This is a genomic window from Burkholderia sp. BCC1972 (assembly GCF_905339605.1).
Classification (GTDB): Bacteria; Pseudomonadota; Gammaproteobacteria; order Burkholderiales; family Burkholderiaceae; genus Burkholderia.
In genome coordinates, this window is sequence record NZ_CAJPGH010000030.1 from 80,053 (window position 1) to 98,125 (window position 18,073).

Consider the following 18,073-nt stretch of genomic DNA (forward strand, 5'->3'; position numbering starts at 1 on the left):
ATCCCTTCTTTACTGCAGGAGAAGCATTCATGGCTGAAGCATATATCGTCGCCGCCCGCCGCACCGCGGGCGGCCGCCGCAATGGCCGCCTGTCGGGCTGGCATCCTGCCGACCTGGCGTCCGTCGTCCTGGACACCCTGGTGGAAGACACCGGGATCGATCCGGCTGCAGTCGAGGACGTGATCATGGGCTGCGTCGGTCAGGCCGGCGAGCAGTCGATGAACATCGCCCGCAATGCGGTGCTGGCATCCACGCTGCCGGATTCGGTGCCCGCGACGTCGGTCGACCGGCAGTGCGGGTCATCGCAGCAGGCGCTGCATTTCGCGGCGCAGGCCGTGATGTCGGGCACCATGGACTGTGTGATTGCAGCCGGGGTCGAGAGCATGACGCGCGTGCCGATGTTCACACCCAGCGAACTTCCGAGGAAGGCAGGATTGGGCGTCTACAACAGCCCGCGCATGGACGAGCGATTCCCCGGCGTCCAGTTCAGCCAGTTCTCCGGCGCCGAGATGATCGCCCGCAAGTACGAACTGACCAAGCTGCAACTCGACGCGTATTCGCTCGAGAGCCATCGGCGTGCTGCCGTGGCGACGCGAGAGGGTCGTTTCGCGCGCGAGATCATCGCGCTGGAAGCCCGTACCAAGGAAAGCGGAGCCACGGGAGAAATGCATGCCGCGGACGAGGGCATCCGCTTCGATGCCACCCTCGAAGGCATCGCCGGCGTGAAACTCCTGCAGGAAGGCGGCGTCATCACCGCGGCCAATGCCAGCCAGATCTGCGATGGCGCAGCGGGTGTCCTGGTTGTCAGCGAGCGCGCGCTCAAGACCTTCGGACTCGAACCCATCGCGCGCGTGCATCACATGTCGGTGATGGGCCACGATCCAGTCATCATGCTCGAGGCGCCCATTCCCGCGACCGAGCGTGCGTTGCGCAAGGCCGGTCTGAACATTCAGGACATCGATGCGTACGAGGTCAACGAAGCGTTTGCACCGGTGCCGTTGGCCTGGCTGCAAGCGATCGGTGCGGATCCCGAGCGGCTGAACGTCAATGGCGGCGCGATCGCGCTGGGCCACCCGCTGGGTGCGTCGGGAACCAAATTGATGACCACGCTGATCAACGTCCTTCAACAGCGCGGCGGTCGCTACGGCCTGCAAACCATGTGCGAAGGCGGTGGCATGGCGAACGTGACGATCGTCGAACGCCTCTGATACGGCGCCGCGGGCCGGGCAGGCCCACCCATGGAGACTGGGATGCAACAAAGACAAGAACGTGTGGAGGCGCCTTTGCTGACGGTGGACAGCGTGTCCGTGCGCTTCGGCGGGATCGTGGCACTGGACCGCGTCAGTTTCGATGTGCGTCGGGGTGAAGTTCGCGGCCTGATCGGTCCGAACGGCGCAGGCAAGAGCACCTTGTTCAACTGCCTGTCCCGACTCTATCGCTGCGACAGCGGCACGATCCACTTCGATGGCCATGTGTTGTCCCGAATGCCGCGACATCGCATCGCGAAGCTGGGCGTGGGTAGAACCTTTCAGAATCTGGCGTTGTTCCGGACCATGACGGTGCGCGACAACGTACTGGTCGGCGTCCATTCGCATCACCACAACGGCTTCCTTGCGGACGCGCTTCGACTGCCGGGGGCTGTCGGCACCGAGCGCGCGGCCCAGGCACGCGTGGATGAGGCATTGGAGCTCGTCGGGCTGTCGGCGTTTTCTCACCGGATCGTCGCCGACCTGCCGTTCGGAACGCAAAAGCGAGTCGAATTGGCGCGTGCGCTCGCAAGCGAGCCGTCGTTGCTGTTGCTGGATGAGCCCGCGTGCGGCCTGAACCACGAGGAGCTCAGCGGTCTCGGCGAACTAATCCTGGACATTCGCAAGCGCCTGAACCTGACGGTATTGCTAGTGGAGCACCACATGGGGCTGATCATGGGTGTGTGCGATCGAATCGTCGCATTGAACTTCGGTCGCAAAATCGCCGACGGGCGCCCTGAGGACGTGCGCAACCATCCCGATGTGATTCGGGCCTATCTCGGCGCGGAAGAAGGGGAGACAGCATGACCCGGCTCTTGGAAATCCGCGATCTGCGGGCAAGCTATAACGCGTCGGAAGTCTTGCATGGCATCGACATGAACGTGGAAGCCGGTCAAGTGACGGCTCTGCTCGGCGCGAACGGAGCGGGCAAGACCACCACGTTGCGCGCGATCTGCCGATTCATGGCGCGTACAAGCGGGAAGGTCACGTTTCGTGGGCAGCAGATCGAAGACCGTTCGACCGAACAGATCGCTGTGCTCGGCGTCGGACATGTACCTGATGGCCGCGGGACGTTCCTGGGGCTGACGACCAGGGAGAACCTGTATCTCGGGTGTCATGCGCGCAAGGACCGGCGGGCGATCGAGGAAGACGTGGCGCGCATGTACGACTACTTTCCCCGTTTGAAAGAGCGTCGCGCGCAGCAGGCCGGCACGCTTTCCGGTGGGGAGCAGCAAATGCTGGCGATCGCGCGGGCACTGATGGCTCGTCCCGCGTTGCTACTGCTGGACGAGCCTTCGTTCGGCCTGGCACCGATGATGGTGCGCGACATTTTCGCCATCATGCGCCGCATCCGCGACGAGCAGCAGGTTGCCATCCTGCTGGTGGAACAGAACGCGCGGATCGCGCTGGAGCTGGCGGACACGGCCTATCTGCTCGAGTCGGGCCGCATCGTCAAGCACGGCACCAGCGAGTCGATGCGCGGCGACGACGCCGTGCGCCGCGCCTACCTCGGAGAGTGAGCATGGAGTCTTTCGTTCAGCAACTGGTAACCGGCCTGTCGACCGGCGGCATCTATGCGTGCCTCGCGCTCGCGCTCGTCATGATCTATCAGGCGACGCATCAGGTGAACTTTGCGCAAGGCGAGATGGCGATGTTCTCGACCTTCATCGCATGGGCGTTGATTCAGGCAGGCGTGCCGTACTGGGGCGCGTTCTTCGTCACGATCGTGTTGTCCTTCGCGATGGGGGCGGCATTAGAGTTCATCGTGATACGGCCGTTGCACAAGGCGCCCGAACTGAGCGTCGTGGTGGTCTTCATCGGTCTCATGGTGATCTTCCATAGTATGGCAGGCTGGTTGTTCGGCAGCCAGATCAAGGCGTTCCCGAGTCCATTTCCGAAAGATGCGTGGTTCGGAAGTGCGCTGATGTCGGCGCATCAGGTCGGGACGATCTTCGTCGCGTTGTGCATCGTCGCCGCACTGTTCACCTTCTTCCGCTTTACCACGCTGGGTCTCGCCATGCGCGCCGCTGCGCAGAACCCGGGGTCGTCGCGCCTGCTGGGCATTCGTGTGGGCCGGATGCTCATGCTCGGATGGGGGCTGGCCGGCGCCATCGGCGCGGTTGCCGGAATGATGGTCGCGCCGGTGGTCTTCCTCGACCCCGGCATGATGAGCGGCGTCCTCATCTACGCGTTCGCGGGGGCGCTCATCGGAGGCATCGACAACCCGGTCGGCGCCGTGATCGGCGGATTTCTGGTGGGCGTGCTCGAAAACCTGATCGGCACCTACGTCGTCGGCACCGAGCTCAAGCTTTCGGTGGCGCTGGTTCTCATCGTCGTCGTCCTCATCGTAAGGCCCGCGGGCCTGCTGGGTCGTCGCATCGTACAACGTGTCTAAGCCATGAATTCGAAGTCCATGACCTCTCATCCCGCTCCCTTTTCTGGACCTGCGCGCAGCCAGCGCGCCCGCTTGCCGCGAAGTCTGGTTCTGCTGGCGCTCGCGATCGTCCCGATGTTCGCCGCTCATGGGTATGTCCTGTTCCAGATCACCATGGTGCTTTCGTATGCCGTCGCACTGGTCGGACTGAACATGCTGACCGGTTACAACGGCCAGATCTCGCTGGGACACGGCGCCTTCTATGCGATCGGTGCGTACACCGTTGCCATTCTGATGGACAAGGCATCGATTCCTTACTGGCTGTGCATTCCTGCCGCCGGCCTGGTGTGCCTGCTGGTCGGGTACCTGTTCGGTCGACCGGCGCTGAAGCTGCAGGGCCTTTATCTGGCGCTCGCGACCTTCGCGCTCGGTGTGGTGACGCCGCAGCTGCTGAAGTACAAGTATCTGGAACCGTGGACCGGCGGCGTCGGCGGGATCGTGTTGACCAAGCCGGATGCGCCGTTCGGTCTGCCGCTCGATTCCGATCAGTATCTGTACCTTTTCGCGCTGGTCGTGGCGGTGGTGGTCTTCGTCCTGGCCCGGAACATGATCGACAGCGGCACGGGCCGTGCACTGCGTGCCATCCGCGATCACGAGCTCGCCGCCGAGTCCATGGGCATCGACAACCGGCACTACAAATCCATGACGTTCGGCGTATCCGCTGCATTTACCGGCATCGGCGGGGGGCTGTCTGCGCTGGCCGTTCAATTCGTTTCACCGGATTCGTTCACGATGTTCCTGTCGATCTCGCTGCTGGTCGGCGTGGTCGTCGGCGGCATCGGCACGCTTTGGGGCGCGCTGTTCGGTGCCGCCTTCATCATGTTCGTGCCAAGCGTTGCCGAGACGATTTCCAAGGATGCGGCCTGGGGAATTTACGGGCTGGTATTGATCCTCTTCGTTTTCGTTCTACCGGGCGGGGTGATGGGCCTGATCACACGCGTACGTTCGCGACTGCAGCGACAAGACGGAGGCCAAGCATGAGCCACGAACCCGAGTTCGATCCGGTTGTCCTCGCCGACTATCTGCGGACCCGCATGCCGGAGCTGCGTGGTCGGATGGCGCTGCAACGCATCGGCGGCGGTCAGTCCAATCCGACGTTCTTCGTCACGTTCGAAAAGGGCCCGCGCCTGGTTCTGCGCAAGCAGCCGCCGGGGGAACTGCTGAAGTCGGCGCACGCGGTCGACCGGGAGTTTCGTATCCTGCGCGCGTTGCACAAGACAGACGTACCGGTACCTCATGCACTCTTGTATTGCGACGATCGGGAAATCATCGGGACGCCGTTTTATGTGATGGAGCGTCTTGAAGGTCGAGTCATGAGCAACTACGCGATGCCCGAGATTGACCCGGAACAGCGGCGCAGCTATCTGTTCGCGCTGGCCGAGACGCTGGCTCAACTGCACGCAGTCGATTGGGCCGGCGTCGGTTTGGCTGACTACGGAAAGCCGGGCAACTTCTTCGCGCGTCAAATCGATCGGTGGACTCGCCAGTGGCAGGCGTCCAGGACCCAGGACAATCCGGATATCGAACGCCTGATCGAATGGCTGCCGAGCCATATTCCGCCGGGCGACGAAACGACGATTGCGCATGGCGACTTCCGCCTCGGCAACGTGATGTTTCACCCGACCGAGCCGCGCGTGATCGCGGTGCTGGACTGGGAACTCTCGACACTGGGCCATCCGTTGGCGGACGCCGCGTACAGCAGCTTGCCGTGGCTGACGGAGCCCGACGTGTTCGAAGGCGTCAAGGGCCTCGATCTGCACGCTTTGCAACTGCCCGCTCAGCAGGAATACCTCGCAGCATACTTGGCCGCCAGCGGCCGAGGGGACGCGGTTCGCCCCTTCCATCACGCGTTTTCGCTTTTCCGCTTTGCCGTAATCCTCGAGGGAATCACGGCACGAGCGAAGGCTGGAAATGCCGTCGGCGACGACGCCGTGGCGGTCGGTCGCCTGTCGTCTCGCTTTGCGCGTTACGCGGTGGAATTGATTGCGATCGATAAGGGAGAACAATGATGGCCGGACCGCTGGCAGGATTGAAGGTCGTGGAATTCGCGGGAATCGGCCCGGGCCCTTTCTGCGCGATGGTATTGGGCGACCTGGGTGCCGACGTGGTGCGCATCGCACGGCCAGGCCAGTCACCTGACGCGCGTGACGTGACGACCCGCAACCGACGCACGGTGCAACTGGACCTGCGTGCCGATGGCGCGCGAGAACAGGTCATGTCGTTGATCGGTGCGGCCGATTGCCTGATCGAGGGATTCCGGCCCGGCGTGATGGAGCGGTTGGGCCTGGGGCCGCAAGACTGCCTCGAGGCCAACCCGCGGCTGGTCTACGGCCGAATGACGGGATGGGGGCAACACGGGCCGCTGTCGCAGGCCGCGGGGCATGACATCAATTACATCGCCATCTCCGGTGCGTTGAACGCGATTGGCCGGCCCGACGAGGCGCCGCCGCCGCCGTTGAATTACGTCGGAGATTTCGGTGGCGGGGGCATGCTGTTGGCCGTCGGCCTGCTGGCGGCATTGCTGGAGGCGAAGAACTCGGGTCACGGTCAGGTCGTCGACGCGGCGATGACGGATGGTACGGCTCTGTTGTCAGCTTTCCTGTATGGACTCAGGGCCATGGGGCAATGGGGTAACCAGCGCGGTGAAAACCTGCTCGACGGGGGCGCTCATTTCTATGACACGTATGCATGTGCCGACGGCAAGTTCATCGCGATCGGTGCGATCGAGCCGCAGTTCTACGCAGAATTGCGCGAACTATGCGGACTCGATGATCCGTTGTTCGACGAGCAACTCGATGTCGCACGATGGCCGCTGTTGAAGCTGCGGCTGGCAAACGTGTTCCGGACGCGTACTCGACAAGAATGGTGTGACCTTCTCGAGGGCACCGATGCCTGCTTTGCGCCGGTGCTGGATTGGGATGAAGCGTTGCAGCATCCTCACAACGTTGCCCGGGAGACCTATCTGACCGTGGAAGGTGTGGCACAGCCGGCACCGGCGCCGCGCTTCTCGAGGTCCGCCAACGCGGTACCTCAGCCGACACGCTCCATGTCGATACAGGAGGCATTAGCAACCTGGAGCGTCGACGCGTCTCCGGGTGCGACGTGACCGATGCAGTGCATGAAGCGGCCAGACGGCGATGGTGAGATAGGGATCTCTTGATTTCCGTTCCTTGCGGTGCCTTTCGCCTCTCGTCTTTTTGAGAGGCGGTTTTTTATAAACGGTTCTGGAGTGCGACTGTTTAACGTGGTCGACCGGTCTGATGTGTTGGCCGAGTGGAATCAGCCGTGCGATGCATATGATATCGCTGCAGCCGTTCTACCAGATCGGTGGTCCGGCGCCGATTTATGCCGTAGTCATTGGATGAGCGCGATGCATTTCCTCAGCACGATTGCTGCGTGTATGCGCCAACTCCTGCCCGATCTAGTCGTGGCTGGAATGTCGCGTTGCCTCTTTGCGGGTGAGACCCTTGAGGATGCGGTCAGGTGTGTTCGTTTGCTTAATGCCGAAGGTTTTTCCGCGACGCTGGACTACCTTGGTGATGCCCCGCTGCGGGGGGATGAGGCTCGCACGATGGCCGAACCCTACATGGATTTGATCGACGCTATCGAGCGAAATAATCTGGACGCGGAAGCCGCGATCAAGGTGTCAGGTCTCGGTGCAACGGAAAAAGAATGCAGATCGATAGAGCGGGTTGAATCCATCATCGCATGGGCAGGCCGCGGTAACGTCGTCGTACGGATCGACATGGAAGACGTACGGCTTGCTCACGGGGGACTCGATGCCACGGAGCAATGGCCGGGTAAGTACCGAAATGTAAGCTTCGCATTGCGTGCAGGCGTTCCTCACACGTATTCCGTCCTCGCTTCCTTTGCGAGGCAACGGTCCGCCGCAGGAATAAACAACGTAATGCACCAGGAAACTCCCGTCCGCCTTGTTGCGGGTACGGTTGGCAGTCGGGACGAGCTTTCATCATATTTTTTGCATCATGTTGAGCGTTGCTTCGAAGCGGATCTGTTCGTCACGATTGCGACCCACGACGAAAATTTGATCGATCAAGTTGTCGCGCGTAGTTTGCGACGCGGCGTCGAGCGAGGTCGCTTCGAGTTCCAGGTGGCGCTTGGCATGCGTGAAGAGGTGCGGGGCAGGCTAAGGCAAATGGGATTTCGTGTGCGAGTCTACGTGCCATTTGGCAAGAATCGGAATGGCTACAGCAATCGAATTCTCAACGAGCACCCTGACGCCATCTGGCGTGGGATTGGATCCCTGTTTCTCAACCCGGCGCGTGTCGAACACAACCGACGATCGGTGCGTCAATGATTCGTGCGGTGAACGTCGCTTCTCAAACTGAACGGTCAATCGCGTTCCACACTGGTCGAGCAGAAGACGGTCGTGCAGGTGGGCAAGGATTGTCACGGCCTGCAGCGCGCCGATCTGGCCAATCAGCTCAATATCGCCCCCCGTTACTATCTTCACGCCCCGATTATCGGGGCGTGAAGATAGTAACGGGGGGCAGCTTGCCCATGTCACAGTAGGCGACAGCCCCGAAGCACGCCTTAATCGTCACGATGACGTTAAGCGAAGGGACGAGTCGATATCGAGCATGTTTAACAATGTCCGCACGCTCCGCTCCATTCAAGCTCAGGGACACAAGGACCTCGGAGCCAAGTCATGAAGTTGGTTCCGTCCGCTCTGAGTGCTTCTGCCGTGTAAGCCATAGATGCGACACTAGTACGACGCCGGCGTATGCGAATAGTGTCAACAACGCTACAACGATTCGCCAGCGCGGCAGACATACTATCCCGAAAAGAAGGGAACATGAGCCTAACGTCGAGACTGTCAGAGAAAGCGACGTCACGAATACGAGAAAAGGCGATTTTAGTGCCAAACTCTTAGGGGCCTTTAGGCGAATTTCACGGATAATCCATTCCCCCACTGTGCAATAGCTCGATCGATTTTTTCAATGCATCGTCAGCGGTAACATCGCGCAGGCTATGATGCCGACATGGGCTAACGAGCATATTCGTAAAGCCCTCTGTCGGTTTAATCACAATTGATAACTGGTGGGGAGATTACGCCGCGGTGGTGATCGAGGCCGTACCAGCCACCCCGTATCGTGCGAGGTAGTCCTTTAGGCGAGCGATGCCCTCGTCCAACCGCTCGTCGCTACTTGCGAAGCACCAGCGGAGGAATCCTTCCCCTTCGGGACCAAACGCGATACCGGGCGCGAGTCCGAGTTTGCCCCTCGACACGAGTTCTTTGGCGAAGGTGAGGCTGTCCTGCAGCCCCTCGACTTTGAAGAACGTGTACATAGCACCGCTCGCTGGGGGCGCCGACAACACGCCGGGAATCGCTGCGAGTCCGGCAGCAAGCCGATCGCGGGCTCGCTTCAGGCGTTCGACATCACTCTTGATTTCGTCTTCGCCGTGCACGAGCGCATGAATTGCGCCTCGTTGCACAAATGCGGGGGCGCAGGTGCTGTTGTATTCGATCAGCTTCCCGATATCCGCAAGCATCTGGTGGGGCATAACAATCCAGCCCGCACGCCACCCGGTCATTCTCCATGTCTTTGAGAATGAGTTGCAGCTGATAACTCGATCTTCCTGGTGTGCGAAATCGAGGAACGTGGGCGCGACTTTCCCTTCGAAGTAATAGCGCTCATAGACGTCGTCGGAGATAATCCAGATACCATGCTTCCGACAATGGTTGAGCACCAGCTCACGTTCCTGGCGCGACATCACCCATCCGGTCGGATTGTTCGGCGAATTGATCAGCAGTGCCTTTGTGCCTGGACGCAGCGCGTCGATCAGTTTGTTCATATCGAGCTGCCACCCTTGCTCGCTGAACTCGAGGCTCACGTTCGTAACAGATGCGCCTAGAACCTTCGGCATCTCGACGAGATTAGGCCAAATCGGCGTCACCGCCACGACAGTGTCGCCATAGCCGACAATCGATTGCACGGCAATCATCAACGACGTTACGCCACCGCTCGTCACAGCGATGTTCTCAACAGATCTTGTCGAGTGAAGATCACTAACATACTGTGCCAATTGCTCCCGCAATGCAGGTAACCCCAGCGTCTGGACGTAGAGTGTCTCTGCATCGTTGATGCTTTTGATCGCTGCGGCGCGAATTCCTGCCGAAGTGGGCACATCAGGTTCACCGAACCAGAATGGCAGAACCTCGGGCTTGCCCATTGCTGCGTTGGCGACTTCCCGAATCTTCGACGAACGAAGTTCAGTCACTGCGCTACGTGCTACAGGCGCAAACGTTGTATTGCTTTCAACTTCATGCATTGCGAAATTCCTCAAATGATTTAATGGCGCTCGTAGCTCCACGGGTGAGCCACGCCACGTCCGAGTGGAGTGCGATGACCGAAATTCCTCGCCCACGATAGAATGCGGCTTCCTCCACGTCTGCCGCAAAGATTCCGGCTGGTTTGCCGGCGTGCTCGCAGGCACGCAATACCCGGTCGATTGCTTGAAGGAGCACGGGTGATCTGCCTTTTCCGATTTGCCCAAGGCTTGCACTGAGGTCAGCTGGCCCGATGAACAGACAATCGACGCCTTCGACTTGGGATATCTCTTCAACGTTTTCGACTGCAGTAACGGACTCGATCTGAACCACTGCACAAGCTTTCGCATTTGCGGCAGGCACGTATGCCGGATCCATGCCGAACTTTCCACCACGAACTAGTCCTGCTACGCCGCGGGTCCCACCGTTTGCGCCGTCGGGAAACCGCGTCGACGCCACTGCGCGCCTTGCTTGCTCGACTGTATCGATTGTTGGAAAAAAGATCGTTTGCGCGCCGCAATCCATCACCCGCTTCACGAGAACGGGATCGTTCCAGGCGACTCGGACGGCGACGTCCGGCGATGCACCGTGAGCGCGTGCCGCGTCGATCGCTCTGAGTTGTTCCGCAACGTCTTTTGTGTCGTTGGGCGCATGCTCCGTGTCGATGAGCAACCAATCGAATCCGACATGTGCAAGCGCCTCGGCCGCAGCGGCACTAGCCAGTGTTAGCCAGCAGCCAAGCAACGTAGGATGAGTCCGAGCGCTTGGGTCGTTCCAATTGTCTTTCACGAGATGTCTCCTTCGATTAGCGGCTCCACAACGGATGAAGGAAATATTAGTTCTAACAAAGTGCGAAGTTTTTCCAAATTTACGCAGGCGGTGGACTATAATTGAAATGAATGTTCCAACATTTTTGGGGGTACGATGAGGGCAAGAGAACCGTCTTCGGGGGTCAAGCTTGATGTGCTTGATCTGAAGATCATTCGTGCACTGCAGAACGATGCACGACTGTCGAGTGCAGAATTGGCGGATAAGGTCGCACTTACTGCGTCACCGTGCTGGCGACGCGTGAAGCAGCTTGAGGAGGCAGGAGTTATCGCGGGATATCACGCGAAAATTAGCGCGGAACGCATGGGTTACGCGGTAAAGGCCTTTGTGTTTGTATCGCTTGAGCGGGTCGACAGCACGCGATTGGACGAATTTCAAAACGTCGTGCGATCGCTCCCCGAAATTTTGTCGTGCCATCGGGTCTCGGGGCGCTTTGACTACCAAATGTTGGTCGTGGCAGAGGATCTCGGAAGCTTCGGTGCCTACGCTAAGGACTACATCAATAGCTTGCCACATGTTAAGGATGTCTACACGTCGTTTGTTCTCGAAGAAATTAAGTCGGAGGTGGCGCCGCCGGCGTGACGATCTTGTGAGGAGCGGTCCACTCATTGCGCCTTGCCGCCGATGTATTTCAGCTCGAAGGGAAGACGTAACAACGGGCCGGCTGCCTGTGCAGCCGGCCCGTTGGGCTTTGTGCTCAAAGTATCGGTGCTTTGAATTCTTACAGTGCACCCGAGCTGATATATGCCGTCTTCACGGAAGTATAGAACTCGCGCGCGTAGCTTCCTTGTTCTCGCGGCCCGTAGCTCGAGCCTTTTCGCCCGCCAAAGGGAACGTGGTAGTCAACACCTGCCGTAGCCGCGTTGACCATCACCATACCGGCCTGAGAATGGCGTTTGAAATGACTGGCATACCGTAGTGAGGTAGTACAAATACCAGCAGATAGGCCAAAACGCGAGTCGTTCGCGACCTCAAGTGCTTCTTCGTAGTCCTTGACCTTGATCACCGATGCGACCGGACCAAAAACCTCTTCGCGGTTGATTGTCATCTCACGTGTGGTATTGGTTACGAGCGCGGGTGCGAGGAAGAAGCCACGAGTCGACGAGTCGACACGGTTTCCTCCATGCACAAAACCACCTTCCTCGCGTGCAATCGCGATATAGCGTTCGTCTTGTGCCAGCTGCGAGGCGTCGACCACTGGACCGATCTGCGTTGCTGACTGCAGCGCATCGCCGACCTTGAGGGCGTTCATGCGTTGCAGCATCGCTTGAACGAAACGATCGTGGATGCCCTCCGTAACGATCAACCGGCTTGACGCGGTGCAACGTTGCCCGGTCGAGTAAAAAGACCCGTTGATACACGCTTCAACTGCCACATCAAGATCAGCGTCATCAAGGACCACCATCGGATTCTTTCCGCCCATCTCAAGCTGGACCTTCTTTCCCGTAGCAACGCATTTCGCAGCAATCGCTTGTCCGGTGGAGACGGACCCGGTGAAGCTTATAGCATCGACGTCAGGTGAGCCAACGAGCGCCTCGCCAACCACGGAACCGCGACCCATCACGAGATTGATAACGCCAGCTGGAGCACCTGCTTCTGCGATGATCTTGACCAGTTCCCATACGCTCGCTGGAACCAGTTCAGCGGGTTTGATGACGACGCAGTTGCCGTAAGCGAGCGCCGGTGCGATCTTCCATGCAGGTATTGCAATCGGGAAATTCCACGGGGTGATCAGTCCGATTACACCAAGTGGTTCCCGCGTCACTTCTACGGTCAGGCCCGGGCGCACGGAGGGGACAATTTCCCCGCCGATTCGGAGCGCTTCGCCGGCAAAGAATTTGAAGATTTGGCCGGCGCGGGCAACTTCACCAATTGCCTCCTGCAGCGTTTTACCCTCTTCGCGCGCGAGCAACTTGCCGAGTTCATCCTTGCGCGAAAGGATGGTTGTGCCAACTTGGTCGAGGAGATCGAATCGTCGCTGAGGCGTGCTGAGTGACCACGTCCGAAACGCAGATCGCGCAGCGGCTACAGCTGCCACAGTTTGCTCCTCGCTGGCGCGGGCAAATTCACCGATTATGTCGTCAAGATTGGACGGATTCACGTTTTGAGCGAAGTCGTGTCCGTCCAGCCATTCACCGCCAATGAAATTGTTGAACTGAGTCATGTAAAGTCCGTTCGGTCTTTGATCCATACACCTGTTTACGCGGCCGTTACGAGGCCCCGCTGGGCCAGATTGGCGTACAACGCACGCACGCCAAAGCTCCAAGGTGCGATCTCGGTTGAAAGCTGAACCGTATTGACGATAGCGCCAAGAGGCGGGGCACTAATAGTGACCTGATCGCCGAGATGATGTGTAAAGCCGCCGCCTACTGAGTCCCGATCCTTGATTGGCGAGAACATCGTGCCGAGGAAAAGCATGAATCCATCCGGATACTGGTGATGGCGACCCCATACTTGAGACACGAGGTCGAGCGGGTCGCGGCTGATCTCACACATATGGCTGATGCCCTCGAGCGAGAAATCATCGTCGACGCCATCGACACGAAGGGAGACACTGGTCCCCCGGATGGTATTCATGGTGAACTCGTCGTCGAACAGTCGGATAAAGGGCCCGATAGCGCACGATCCGTTGTTGTCTTTGCACTTGCCGAGAAGGAGCGCCGATCGACCTTCGATGTCGCGAAGGTTTACATCGTTCCCGAGGGTCGCTCCGACGACTTTCCCTTTGCTATTCACTGCCAAGACAATCTCCGGTTCCGGATTGTTCCACTTCGAGGCCGGGTGGAGACCGATTTGCGAACCGAAGCCGACTGCAGACATCGGCTGTGATTTAGAAAATACTTCCGCGTCCGGGCCGATACCGACCTCCATGTATTGCGACCAGGCGCCACGACGTTGCAGCTCTTCCTTCAGTTTGACCGATGCTTCCGACCCCGGTTGTATCTTCGAGAGGTCCGTGCCGATGAATTTCGTAATGGCATTCCTAACCTCCACTGCCTTTGATGGATCGCCCCCCGCCTGTTCTTCAATAACCCGCTCAAGCAGACTCACAGCGAACGTGACGCCACATGCTTTGATCGCCTGCAGATCGCAAGGAGCAAGCAGCCGCGGCTGGCTCGAATCGTCCTCGCTGGTGAGGCTGTGCTCGATAAGCTCGTTTACGTGACCCAGGGATTCACCGTCGACCTGGCGTGCGAATTCGACCAGATCGTCCCGCTCGAGAAGGTCGGACACCGTCGGAGTCACGCGGGTAATGTCGAATACACGCCCCTCCCTCACAAGGACCACGCTCGGGCCCGAGGCTTCTGGGGATTCAATCCAGACGCGTCCGATGAGGAGTGAACGGTCAAGATCGCTCGGGAGATAGGTAGCTGCAACAGACATGGTCGACGTCCCATAAAAAAATGATGGGGAAATCGTAGAGTAGGAAGTCAAAGGCGTCCAACATAGCAACCTGGATTCCAACAGGCTGGAATAAAATGGAACGTCGACTGCTTCCTTCTTATCTCCATATGAAAGACGAATATGACGTCCCTGCATTGAAGCGGGCGCACGATGTGTTGAGTATTCTGTCGACGTCCATGCGACCGGTTAAAGCCCCAGTGCTTGCCGAGATGACGGGGATGTCGCGAAGTACGCTGTACCTGTTGTTGGATGCGCTTGAGCGTCGAAAGTGGATTGAGAGGCGCGTGGACGGCTACATCATCGGGCTGACCCTGTTCGAATTTGGGAACGCATATGTCCGTCACGATAGCCTACTTGCTGCGTTTCGACGCGAGTCCGCCGCGTTTGTACTGCGGCACAATGAAGTCGTGCAATTGGCCGTGCTCGACGGCGCACACGTCGTCTATATCGCACGTGAGGACGCTCCACGCCCGGTCCGCCTTGTCTCTGACCTAGGATCGCGATTGCCTGTGCATTGCTGCGCGTTGGGGAAGGCGCTGCTTGCGGGACTCGACGACGAGACCGTCACTAGCTTGCTGCCAGCAAGGCTCGAAGGTTTAACGGAACACACGCAAACGCATCGATCGAAATTGCTTATCGAGTTGGATGCGATCCGACGCACGGGGATTGCAACCGAGCGAGAAGAAGCCGTTCTCGGACTTATGTGTTTCGCCGCCTTCGTCGGCATCACCCCGTTGGGCAAGCGCGTTGCGGTGAGTTGTAGTGCTCCACTTGGTCGGCTATCAGCTAAGTTGGAGAAGCAGATACGGGTCGGTGTGGTAACCATGGCGCAGCGCATTGGTCGTGTTCTTACATGAACTCGGATTTAGTTGGTTTGCCAACTCTTGGGCGGGATGCCAGAAAAATTGACACGCCCAAAGCGGTGAACATTCTGTCGCTTCGATTCCAGTGGTCCCAGAACCTGCAACTCGAAGATGCTTCAACGACATCTGCCTAGTGGAAACCCGAGCTTGCGAAAACGTATAAAGCCAGACTCGACCTTGGACGGGATAGCGGTTACATCGATACCAGAGTAGCCGACGCAATGATCATTGCGCTCATGTCGTGTTCGTCACCCAAGTGTTCTACAAAATCCTGATCACGGCCGTGAGATCGGAACGAAACGGATTAATTGGCTGGCTATAGTTCCCCGCCGCGCTCGATGGTTTTCGGGTGCTCAGCTCGTCCGGATACGACTTCTGCGACGTGTGGTTTCTATTGCTAACAATGTCGGTGCGCACCATACCGATCAACTTACATGTTTGGGATGCAATCATGATGATGTCCAAGAAGAGAACATTCGTGCCGGTGATGGTTATGGCATCGATCGGCGCCTCGTCACTTGCTTCGGCTGCAAGTACTGAGACAGTCAAGATCGGCGCTGCACTTGCGCTGACGGGCGGACTCGCGCATCTCGGAAAGGATTCTGAGAGCGGTGCGCGACTCGCGGTGGAGGAGACGAATGCCAAAGGATTGACCATTAACGGCAAAAACGTCGTGTTGGTGCTCGATTCCCAAGACGACGGCGGTGACCCTAGAACCGCAACCCAAGTGGCTCAGAAGCTCGCCGACGACAAAGTTATTGCAGTCGTGGGGCATCAAACTTCCGGGACGTCTATCCCTGCGTCCAAAATCTACTCCGACGCAGGTATCGTACAGATCTCGCCGGCGGCAACCAATCCGCTCTATACCCAGCAGGGTTTCAAGACAACCTATCGCCTGATGGCGACGGACGCTCAACAAGGGCCGGCGCTCGCTACATTCGCTGCAAAGCAACTCGGTGCAAAGACGGTCGCTGTCGTCGACGATGCGACTGCATACGGTCAGGGCTTAGCGGATCAATTCGCAAAAGGCGCGTCCCAACTGGGAATGAAGGTCATTTCTCGTGATTCGAGTACAGATAAAACCATTGACTTCAAAGGTATTCTCACGAAGATCAAGGGCGAGAATCCTGACGTCATTATGTACGGGGGTACTGACGCGGCGGGGTCGCAGTTGGTGAAGCAAGCGTTCCAGCTGGGGTTGCGGGCTAAGATTCTTGGCGGAGACGGGATGTGCACCGAGAAATCCGCGGCGTTGACAGGCGTTGCGTCCAAGAATTTGATTTGTTCGGAAGCGAGCGTGCCGCTCGAGAAGATGCCAGGCGGACCCGGATTCGCAAAGCGCTTTGCAGCGCGATTCAATCAACCGATCCAGGGGTATGCACCATTCGGCTACGATGCGGTCAACGTGATCGTCGATGCGATGAAGCGCGCCAACTCCACGGATCCGGCTAAGGTTCTCGCTGCGCTTCCTGCCACGCAAGTCAAAGGTGTGATCGGCCCCATTTCGTTCCTGCCCAACGGGGATCTCAACAATACGGGCATCTCGGTGTATCAGTTCGTCGACGGGAAGAAGGGTTTGTTGAGCACTGTTAAGCAGTAAACATCACAAGGATCTATACGCGCTATCGGACGCAGTCGGCATCACTCGATGCTGACTGCAAGCAGTCTCATTCGAATTGGATTGAAACGCGTACGACGTGCTGATGCACGATGCGTATGGATTTGTCATAGGCGATGGCACAGAGTTGCATCGTGGTGTCAGTCCTTAAGTGGAGCAGTGTTGGAGCATTTCATCGCGGCTTCGCATATTCCGAGTGGCGAAGGTCAGCCACGATTTTTCGTCACTATGTTTCGCCAAAGCTCGTCGGTGTATGAAGGCCCGTCGTGCGGGGCGGATTGCGAAAGCTAAGGAGTTTTATATGGACATCTTCGTCCAGCAGATTCTCAACGGGCTGGTGCTCGGTAGTGTGTACGCCATCATCGCGTTGGGTTACACGATGGTGTACGGCATTCTCGGCATCATCAACTTCGCCCATGCGGACGTATTAATGATCGGCGCGATGGTAGCGTTGTCGGCGATCACCGTGCTTCAGAATCATTTCCCCGGACTCGGCAACGTCGCGACACTGACGATCGGCCTGGGCATCGCGGCGGTCGTCTGCGCGTGCGTGGGCTACACGATCGAGCGGGTCGCGTACCGGCCGCTGCGCCGCGCGCCGCGTCTCGCGCCGCTGATCACCGCGATCGGCGTGTCGATCCTGCTGCAGACGGCTGCGATGATCATCTGGTCGCGCAACCCGCTGCCGTTCCCCCAATTGCTGCCGACCGATCCGATCAACGTGATCAAGGCGACCGACACGACGCCCGGCGCCGTGATCTCGGTCACCGAAATCGTGATCATCGCGGTGGCGTTCATCGTGATGGGCGGCCTCTTGCTGCTCGTGCACAAGACCAAGCTCGGCCGCGCGATGCGCGCGATTGCGGAGAACCCCAATAACGCGAGCCTAATGGGTGTGAACCCGAACTTCGTGATCTCGGCGACCTTCATGATCGGCTCCGCGCTTGCGGCACTTGCGGGTGTCATGGTGGCGTCGGAATACGGCAACGTGCACTTCTACATGGGCTTCATCCCGGGTCTCAAGGCATTCACGGCGGCAGTGCTTGGTGGGATCGGCAACCTCGGCGGCGCGATGGTAGGGGGCATGGTGCTCGGCCTGATCGAGCAGCTCGGCGCGGGCTATATCGGCAACCTCACGGGCGGCCTCTTCGGCAGCAACTACCAGGACGTGTTCGCATTCGTCGTGCTGATCATCGTGCTGGTGTTCCGTCCGTCGGGTCTGCTCGGCGAGCGTGTGGCCGATCGCGCATAAGGAGAATTAGATGAATTCCACCCAACAGATTGAATCTTCGCTGACCCTCGTCGAAGAGCGCAATACCGCGAAGACCGTCGTCATCGGCATCCTGACCGCTGCGTTCGTGATCGCGGCGCCGATCATCATCGGCG

At 58.9% G+C, this 18,073-nt stretch carries 16 protein-coding genes and 1 pseudogene; 13 read left to right on the forward strand and 4 right to left on the reverse strand.

Annotated elements, in window-relative coordinates; translation table 11 throughout:
* The first annotated feature begins 29 nt into the window (after positions 1-29).
* The 8 genes from U5798_RS31425 to U5798_RS31460 all read left to right on the forward strand — a co-directional run bounded on the left by U5798_RS31425 (position 30) and on the right by U5798_RS31460 (position 7,999).
* Complete coding sequence (locus U5798_RS31425) at positions 30-1,208, forward strand: acetyl-CoA C-acetyltransferase (RefSeq protein ID WP_175980679.1); 1,179 nt, start codon at positions 30-32, stop codon at positions 1,206-1,208.
* 42 nt (positions 1,209-1,250) lie between these two features.
* On the forward strand, positions 1,251-2,054 hold the full coding sequence (locus tag U5798_RS31430; protein ID WP_321819871.1) for an ABC transporter ATP-binding protein: 804 nt from the start codon (positions 1,251-1,253) through the stop codon (positions 2,052-2,054).
* Positions 2,051-2,767 (forward strand): ABC transporter ATP-binding protein, encoded by a 717-nt coding sequence (locus U5798_RS31435; protein WP_322084258.1) that lies wholly within the window; start codon positions 2,051-2,053, stop codon positions 2,765-2,767. The genes U5798_RS31430 and U5798_RS31435 overlap by 4 nt, the downstream gene beginning before the upstream one ends.
* 2 nt (positions 2,768-2,769) lie before the next feature.
* The gene (locus U5798_RS31440) at positions 2,770-3,642 is read left to right on the forward strand and encodes a branched-chain amino acid ABC transporter permease (RefSeq protein WP_321819873.1); all 873 of its coding nucleotides are present in this window, start codon (positions 2,770-2,772) and stop codon (positions 3,640-3,642) included.
* A 3-nt stretch (positions 3,643-3,645) separates the two neighbouring features.
* Positions 3,646-4,662: a branched-chain amino acid ABC transporter permease gene (locus U5798_RS31445; protein ID WP_322084259.1), complete on the forward strand. Its 1,017-nt coding sequence runs from the start codon at positions 3,646-3,648 to the stop codon at positions 4,660-4,662.
* Positions 4,659-5,690: a phosphotransferase family protein gene (locus tag U5798_RS31450; RefSeq protein WP_322084260.1), complete on the forward strand. Its 1,032-nt coding sequence runs from the start codon at positions 4,659-4,661 to the stop codon at positions 5,688-5,690. Before U5798_RS31445 ends, U5798_RS31450 begins: the two co-directional genes overlap by 4 nt.
* Positions 5,690-6,787 carry a CaiB/BaiF CoA-transferase family protein gene (locus U5798_RS31455; protein ID WP_322084261.1) on the forward strand — a complete coding sequence of 366 codons (1,098 nt, stop codon included), beginning with the start codon at positions 5,690-5,692 and terminating at the stop codon, positions 6,785-6,787. The genes U5798_RS31450 and U5798_RS31455 overlap by 1 nt, the downstream gene beginning before the upstream one ends.
* Before the next feature lie 264 nt (positions 6,788-7,051).
* Positions 7,052-7,999 (forward strand): proline dehydrogenase family protein, encoded by a 948-nt coding sequence (locus tag U5798_RS31460; RefSeq protein ID WP_322084262.1) that lies wholly within the window; start codon positions 7,052-7,054, stop codon positions 7,997-7,999.
* Between the two features lie 752 nt (positions 8,000-8,751).
* On the opposite strand, the gene U5798_RS31465 is transcribed toward U5798_RS31460, so the two are convergent.
* Together U5798_RS31465 and U5798_RS31470 are read right to left on the reverse strand one after the other, a co-directional pair.
* Positions 8,752-9,975: a pyridoxal phosphate-dependent aminotransferase gene (locus tag U5798_RS31465; RefSeq protein ID WP_322084263.1), complete on the reverse strand. Its 1,224-nt coding sequence runs from the start codon at positions 9,973-9,975 to the stop codon at positions 8,752-8,754.
* A complete protein-coding gene (locus U5798_RS31470) occupies positions 9,968-10,762 on the reverse strand; it encodes an HpcH/HpaI aldolase family protein (RefSeq protein ID WP_193093160.1) in 795 nt (264 codons plus the stop codon). Before U5798_RS31470 ends, U5798_RS31465 begins: the two co-directional genes overlap by 8 nt.
* A 174-nt stretch (positions 10,763-10,936) precedes the next feature.
* Here U5798_RS31470 and U5798_RS31475 point away from each other — a divergent pair, with 174 nt between their 5' ends.
* Positions 10,937-11,383 carry an Lrp/AsnC family transcriptional regulator gene (locus tag U5798_RS31475; protein WP_319017703.1) on the forward strand — a complete coding sequence of 149 codons (447 nt, stop codon included), beginning with the start codon at positions 10,937-10,939 and terminating at the stop codon, positions 11,381-11,383.
* Between the two features lie 139 nt (positions 11,384-11,522).
* On the opposite strand, the gene U5798_RS31480 is transcribed toward U5798_RS31475, so the two are convergent.
* Both U5798_RS31480 and U5798_RS31485 read right to left on the reverse strand, forming a co-directional pair.
* Positions 11,523-12,965, reverse strand: coding sequence for an aldehyde dehydrogenase family protein (locus U5798_RS31480; RefSeq protein WP_322084264.1), 1,443 nt, complete (start codon positions 12,963-12,965; stop codon positions 11,523-11,525).
* A gap of 35 nt (positions 12,966-13,000) precedes the next feature.
* On the reverse strand, positions 13,001-14,185 hold the full coding sequence (locus U5798_RS31485) for a fumarylacetoacetate hydrolase family protein (RefSeq protein WP_322084265.1): 1,185 nt from the start codon (positions 14,183-14,185) through the stop codon (positions 13,001-13,003).
* Between the two features lie 128 nt (positions 14,186-14,313).
* On the opposite strand from U5798_RS31485, the gene U5798_RS31490 reads away from it, so the two are divergent.
* The 4 genes and pseudogenes from U5798_RS31490 to U5798_RS31505 form a co-directional block, all read left to right on the forward strand.
* Entirely contained in the window at positions 14,314-15,063 is a 750-nt protein-coding gene (locus U5798_RS31490) for an IclR family transcriptional regulator (protein WP_321819889.1), read from the forward strand.
* Between the two features lie 460 nt (positions 15,064-15,523).
* The gene (locus U5798_RS31495; RefSeq protein ID WP_322084266.1) at positions 15,524-16,669 is read left to right on the forward strand and encodes a branched-chain amino acid ABC transporter substrate-binding protein; all 1,146 of its coding nucleotides are present in this window, start codon (positions 15,524-15,526) and stop codon (positions 16,667-16,669) included.
* 319 nt (positions 16,670-16,988) lie between these two features.
* Positions 16,989-17,939, forward strand: a complete 951-nt coding sequence (locus U5798_RS31500) for a branched-chain amino acid ABC transporter permease (RefSeq protein WP_193093164.1) — start codon at positions 16,989-16,991, stop codon at positions 17,937-17,939.
* A gap of 10 nt (positions 17,940-17,949) precedes the next feature.
* Positions 17,950-18,073, forward strand: a pseudogene (locus U5798_RS31505) (ABC transporter ATP-binding protein); the annotation flags it as partial.

Bases quoted from the DNA above. Each gene is read 5' to 3' on its own strand.
- U5798_RS31430 (WP_321819871.1), top strand. From the start codon at position 1,251: ATGCAACAAAGACAAGAACGTGTGGAGGCGCCTTTGCTGACGGTGGAC.
- U5798_RS31435 (WP_322084258.1), top strand. From the start codon at position 2,051: ATGACCCGGCTCTTGGAAATCCGCGATCTGCGGGCAAGCTATAACGCG.
- U5798_RS31500 (WP_193093164.1), top strand. From the start codon at position 16,989: ATGGACATCTTCGTCCAGCAGATTCTCAACGGGCTGGTGCTCGGTAGT.
- U5798_RS31485 (WP_322084265.1), bottom strand. From the start codon at position 14,185: ATGTCTGTTGCAGCTACCTATCTCCCGAGCGATCTTGACCGTTCACTC.
- U5798_RS31465 (WP_322084263.1), bottom strand. From the start codon at position 9,975: ATGCATGAAGTTGAAAGCAATACAACGTTTGCGCCTGTAGCACGTAGC.
- U5798_RS31495 (WP_322084266.1), top strand. From the start codon at position 15,524: ATGATGTCCAAGAAGAGAACATTCGTGCCGGTGATGGTTATGGCATCG.
- U5798_RS31440 (WP_321819873.1), top strand. From the start codon at position 2,770: ATGGAGTCTTTCGTTCAGCAACTGGTAACCGGCCTGTCGACCGGCGGC.
- U5798_RS31490 (WP_321819889.1), top strand. From the start codon at position 14,314: ATGAAAGACGAATATGACGTCCCTGCATTGAAGCGGGCGCACGATGTG.
- U5798_RS31460 (WP_322084262.1), top strand. From the start codon at position 7,052: ATGCATTTCCTCAGCACGATTGCTGCGTGTATGCGCCAACTCCTGCCC.
- U5798_RS31425 (WP_175980679.1), top strand. From the start codon at position 30: ATGGCTGAAGCATATATCGTCGCCGCCCGCCGCACCGCGGGCGGCCGC.
- U5798_RS31455 (WP_322084261.1), top strand. From the start codon at position 5,690: ATGGCCGGACCGCTGGCAGGATTGAAGGTCGTGGAATTCGCGGGAATC.
- U5798_RS31480 (WP_322084264.1), bottom strand. From the start codon at position 12,965: ATGACTCAGTTCAACAATTTCATTGGCGGTGAATGGCTGGACGGACAC.
- U5798_RS31445 (WP_322084259.1), top strand. From the start codon at position 3,646: ATGAATTCGAAGTCCATGACCTCTCATCCCGCTCCCTTTTCTGGACCT.
- U5798_RS31450 (WP_322084260.1), top strand. From the start codon at position 4,659: ATGAGCCACGAACCCGAGTTCGATCCGGTTGTCCTCGCCGACTATCTG.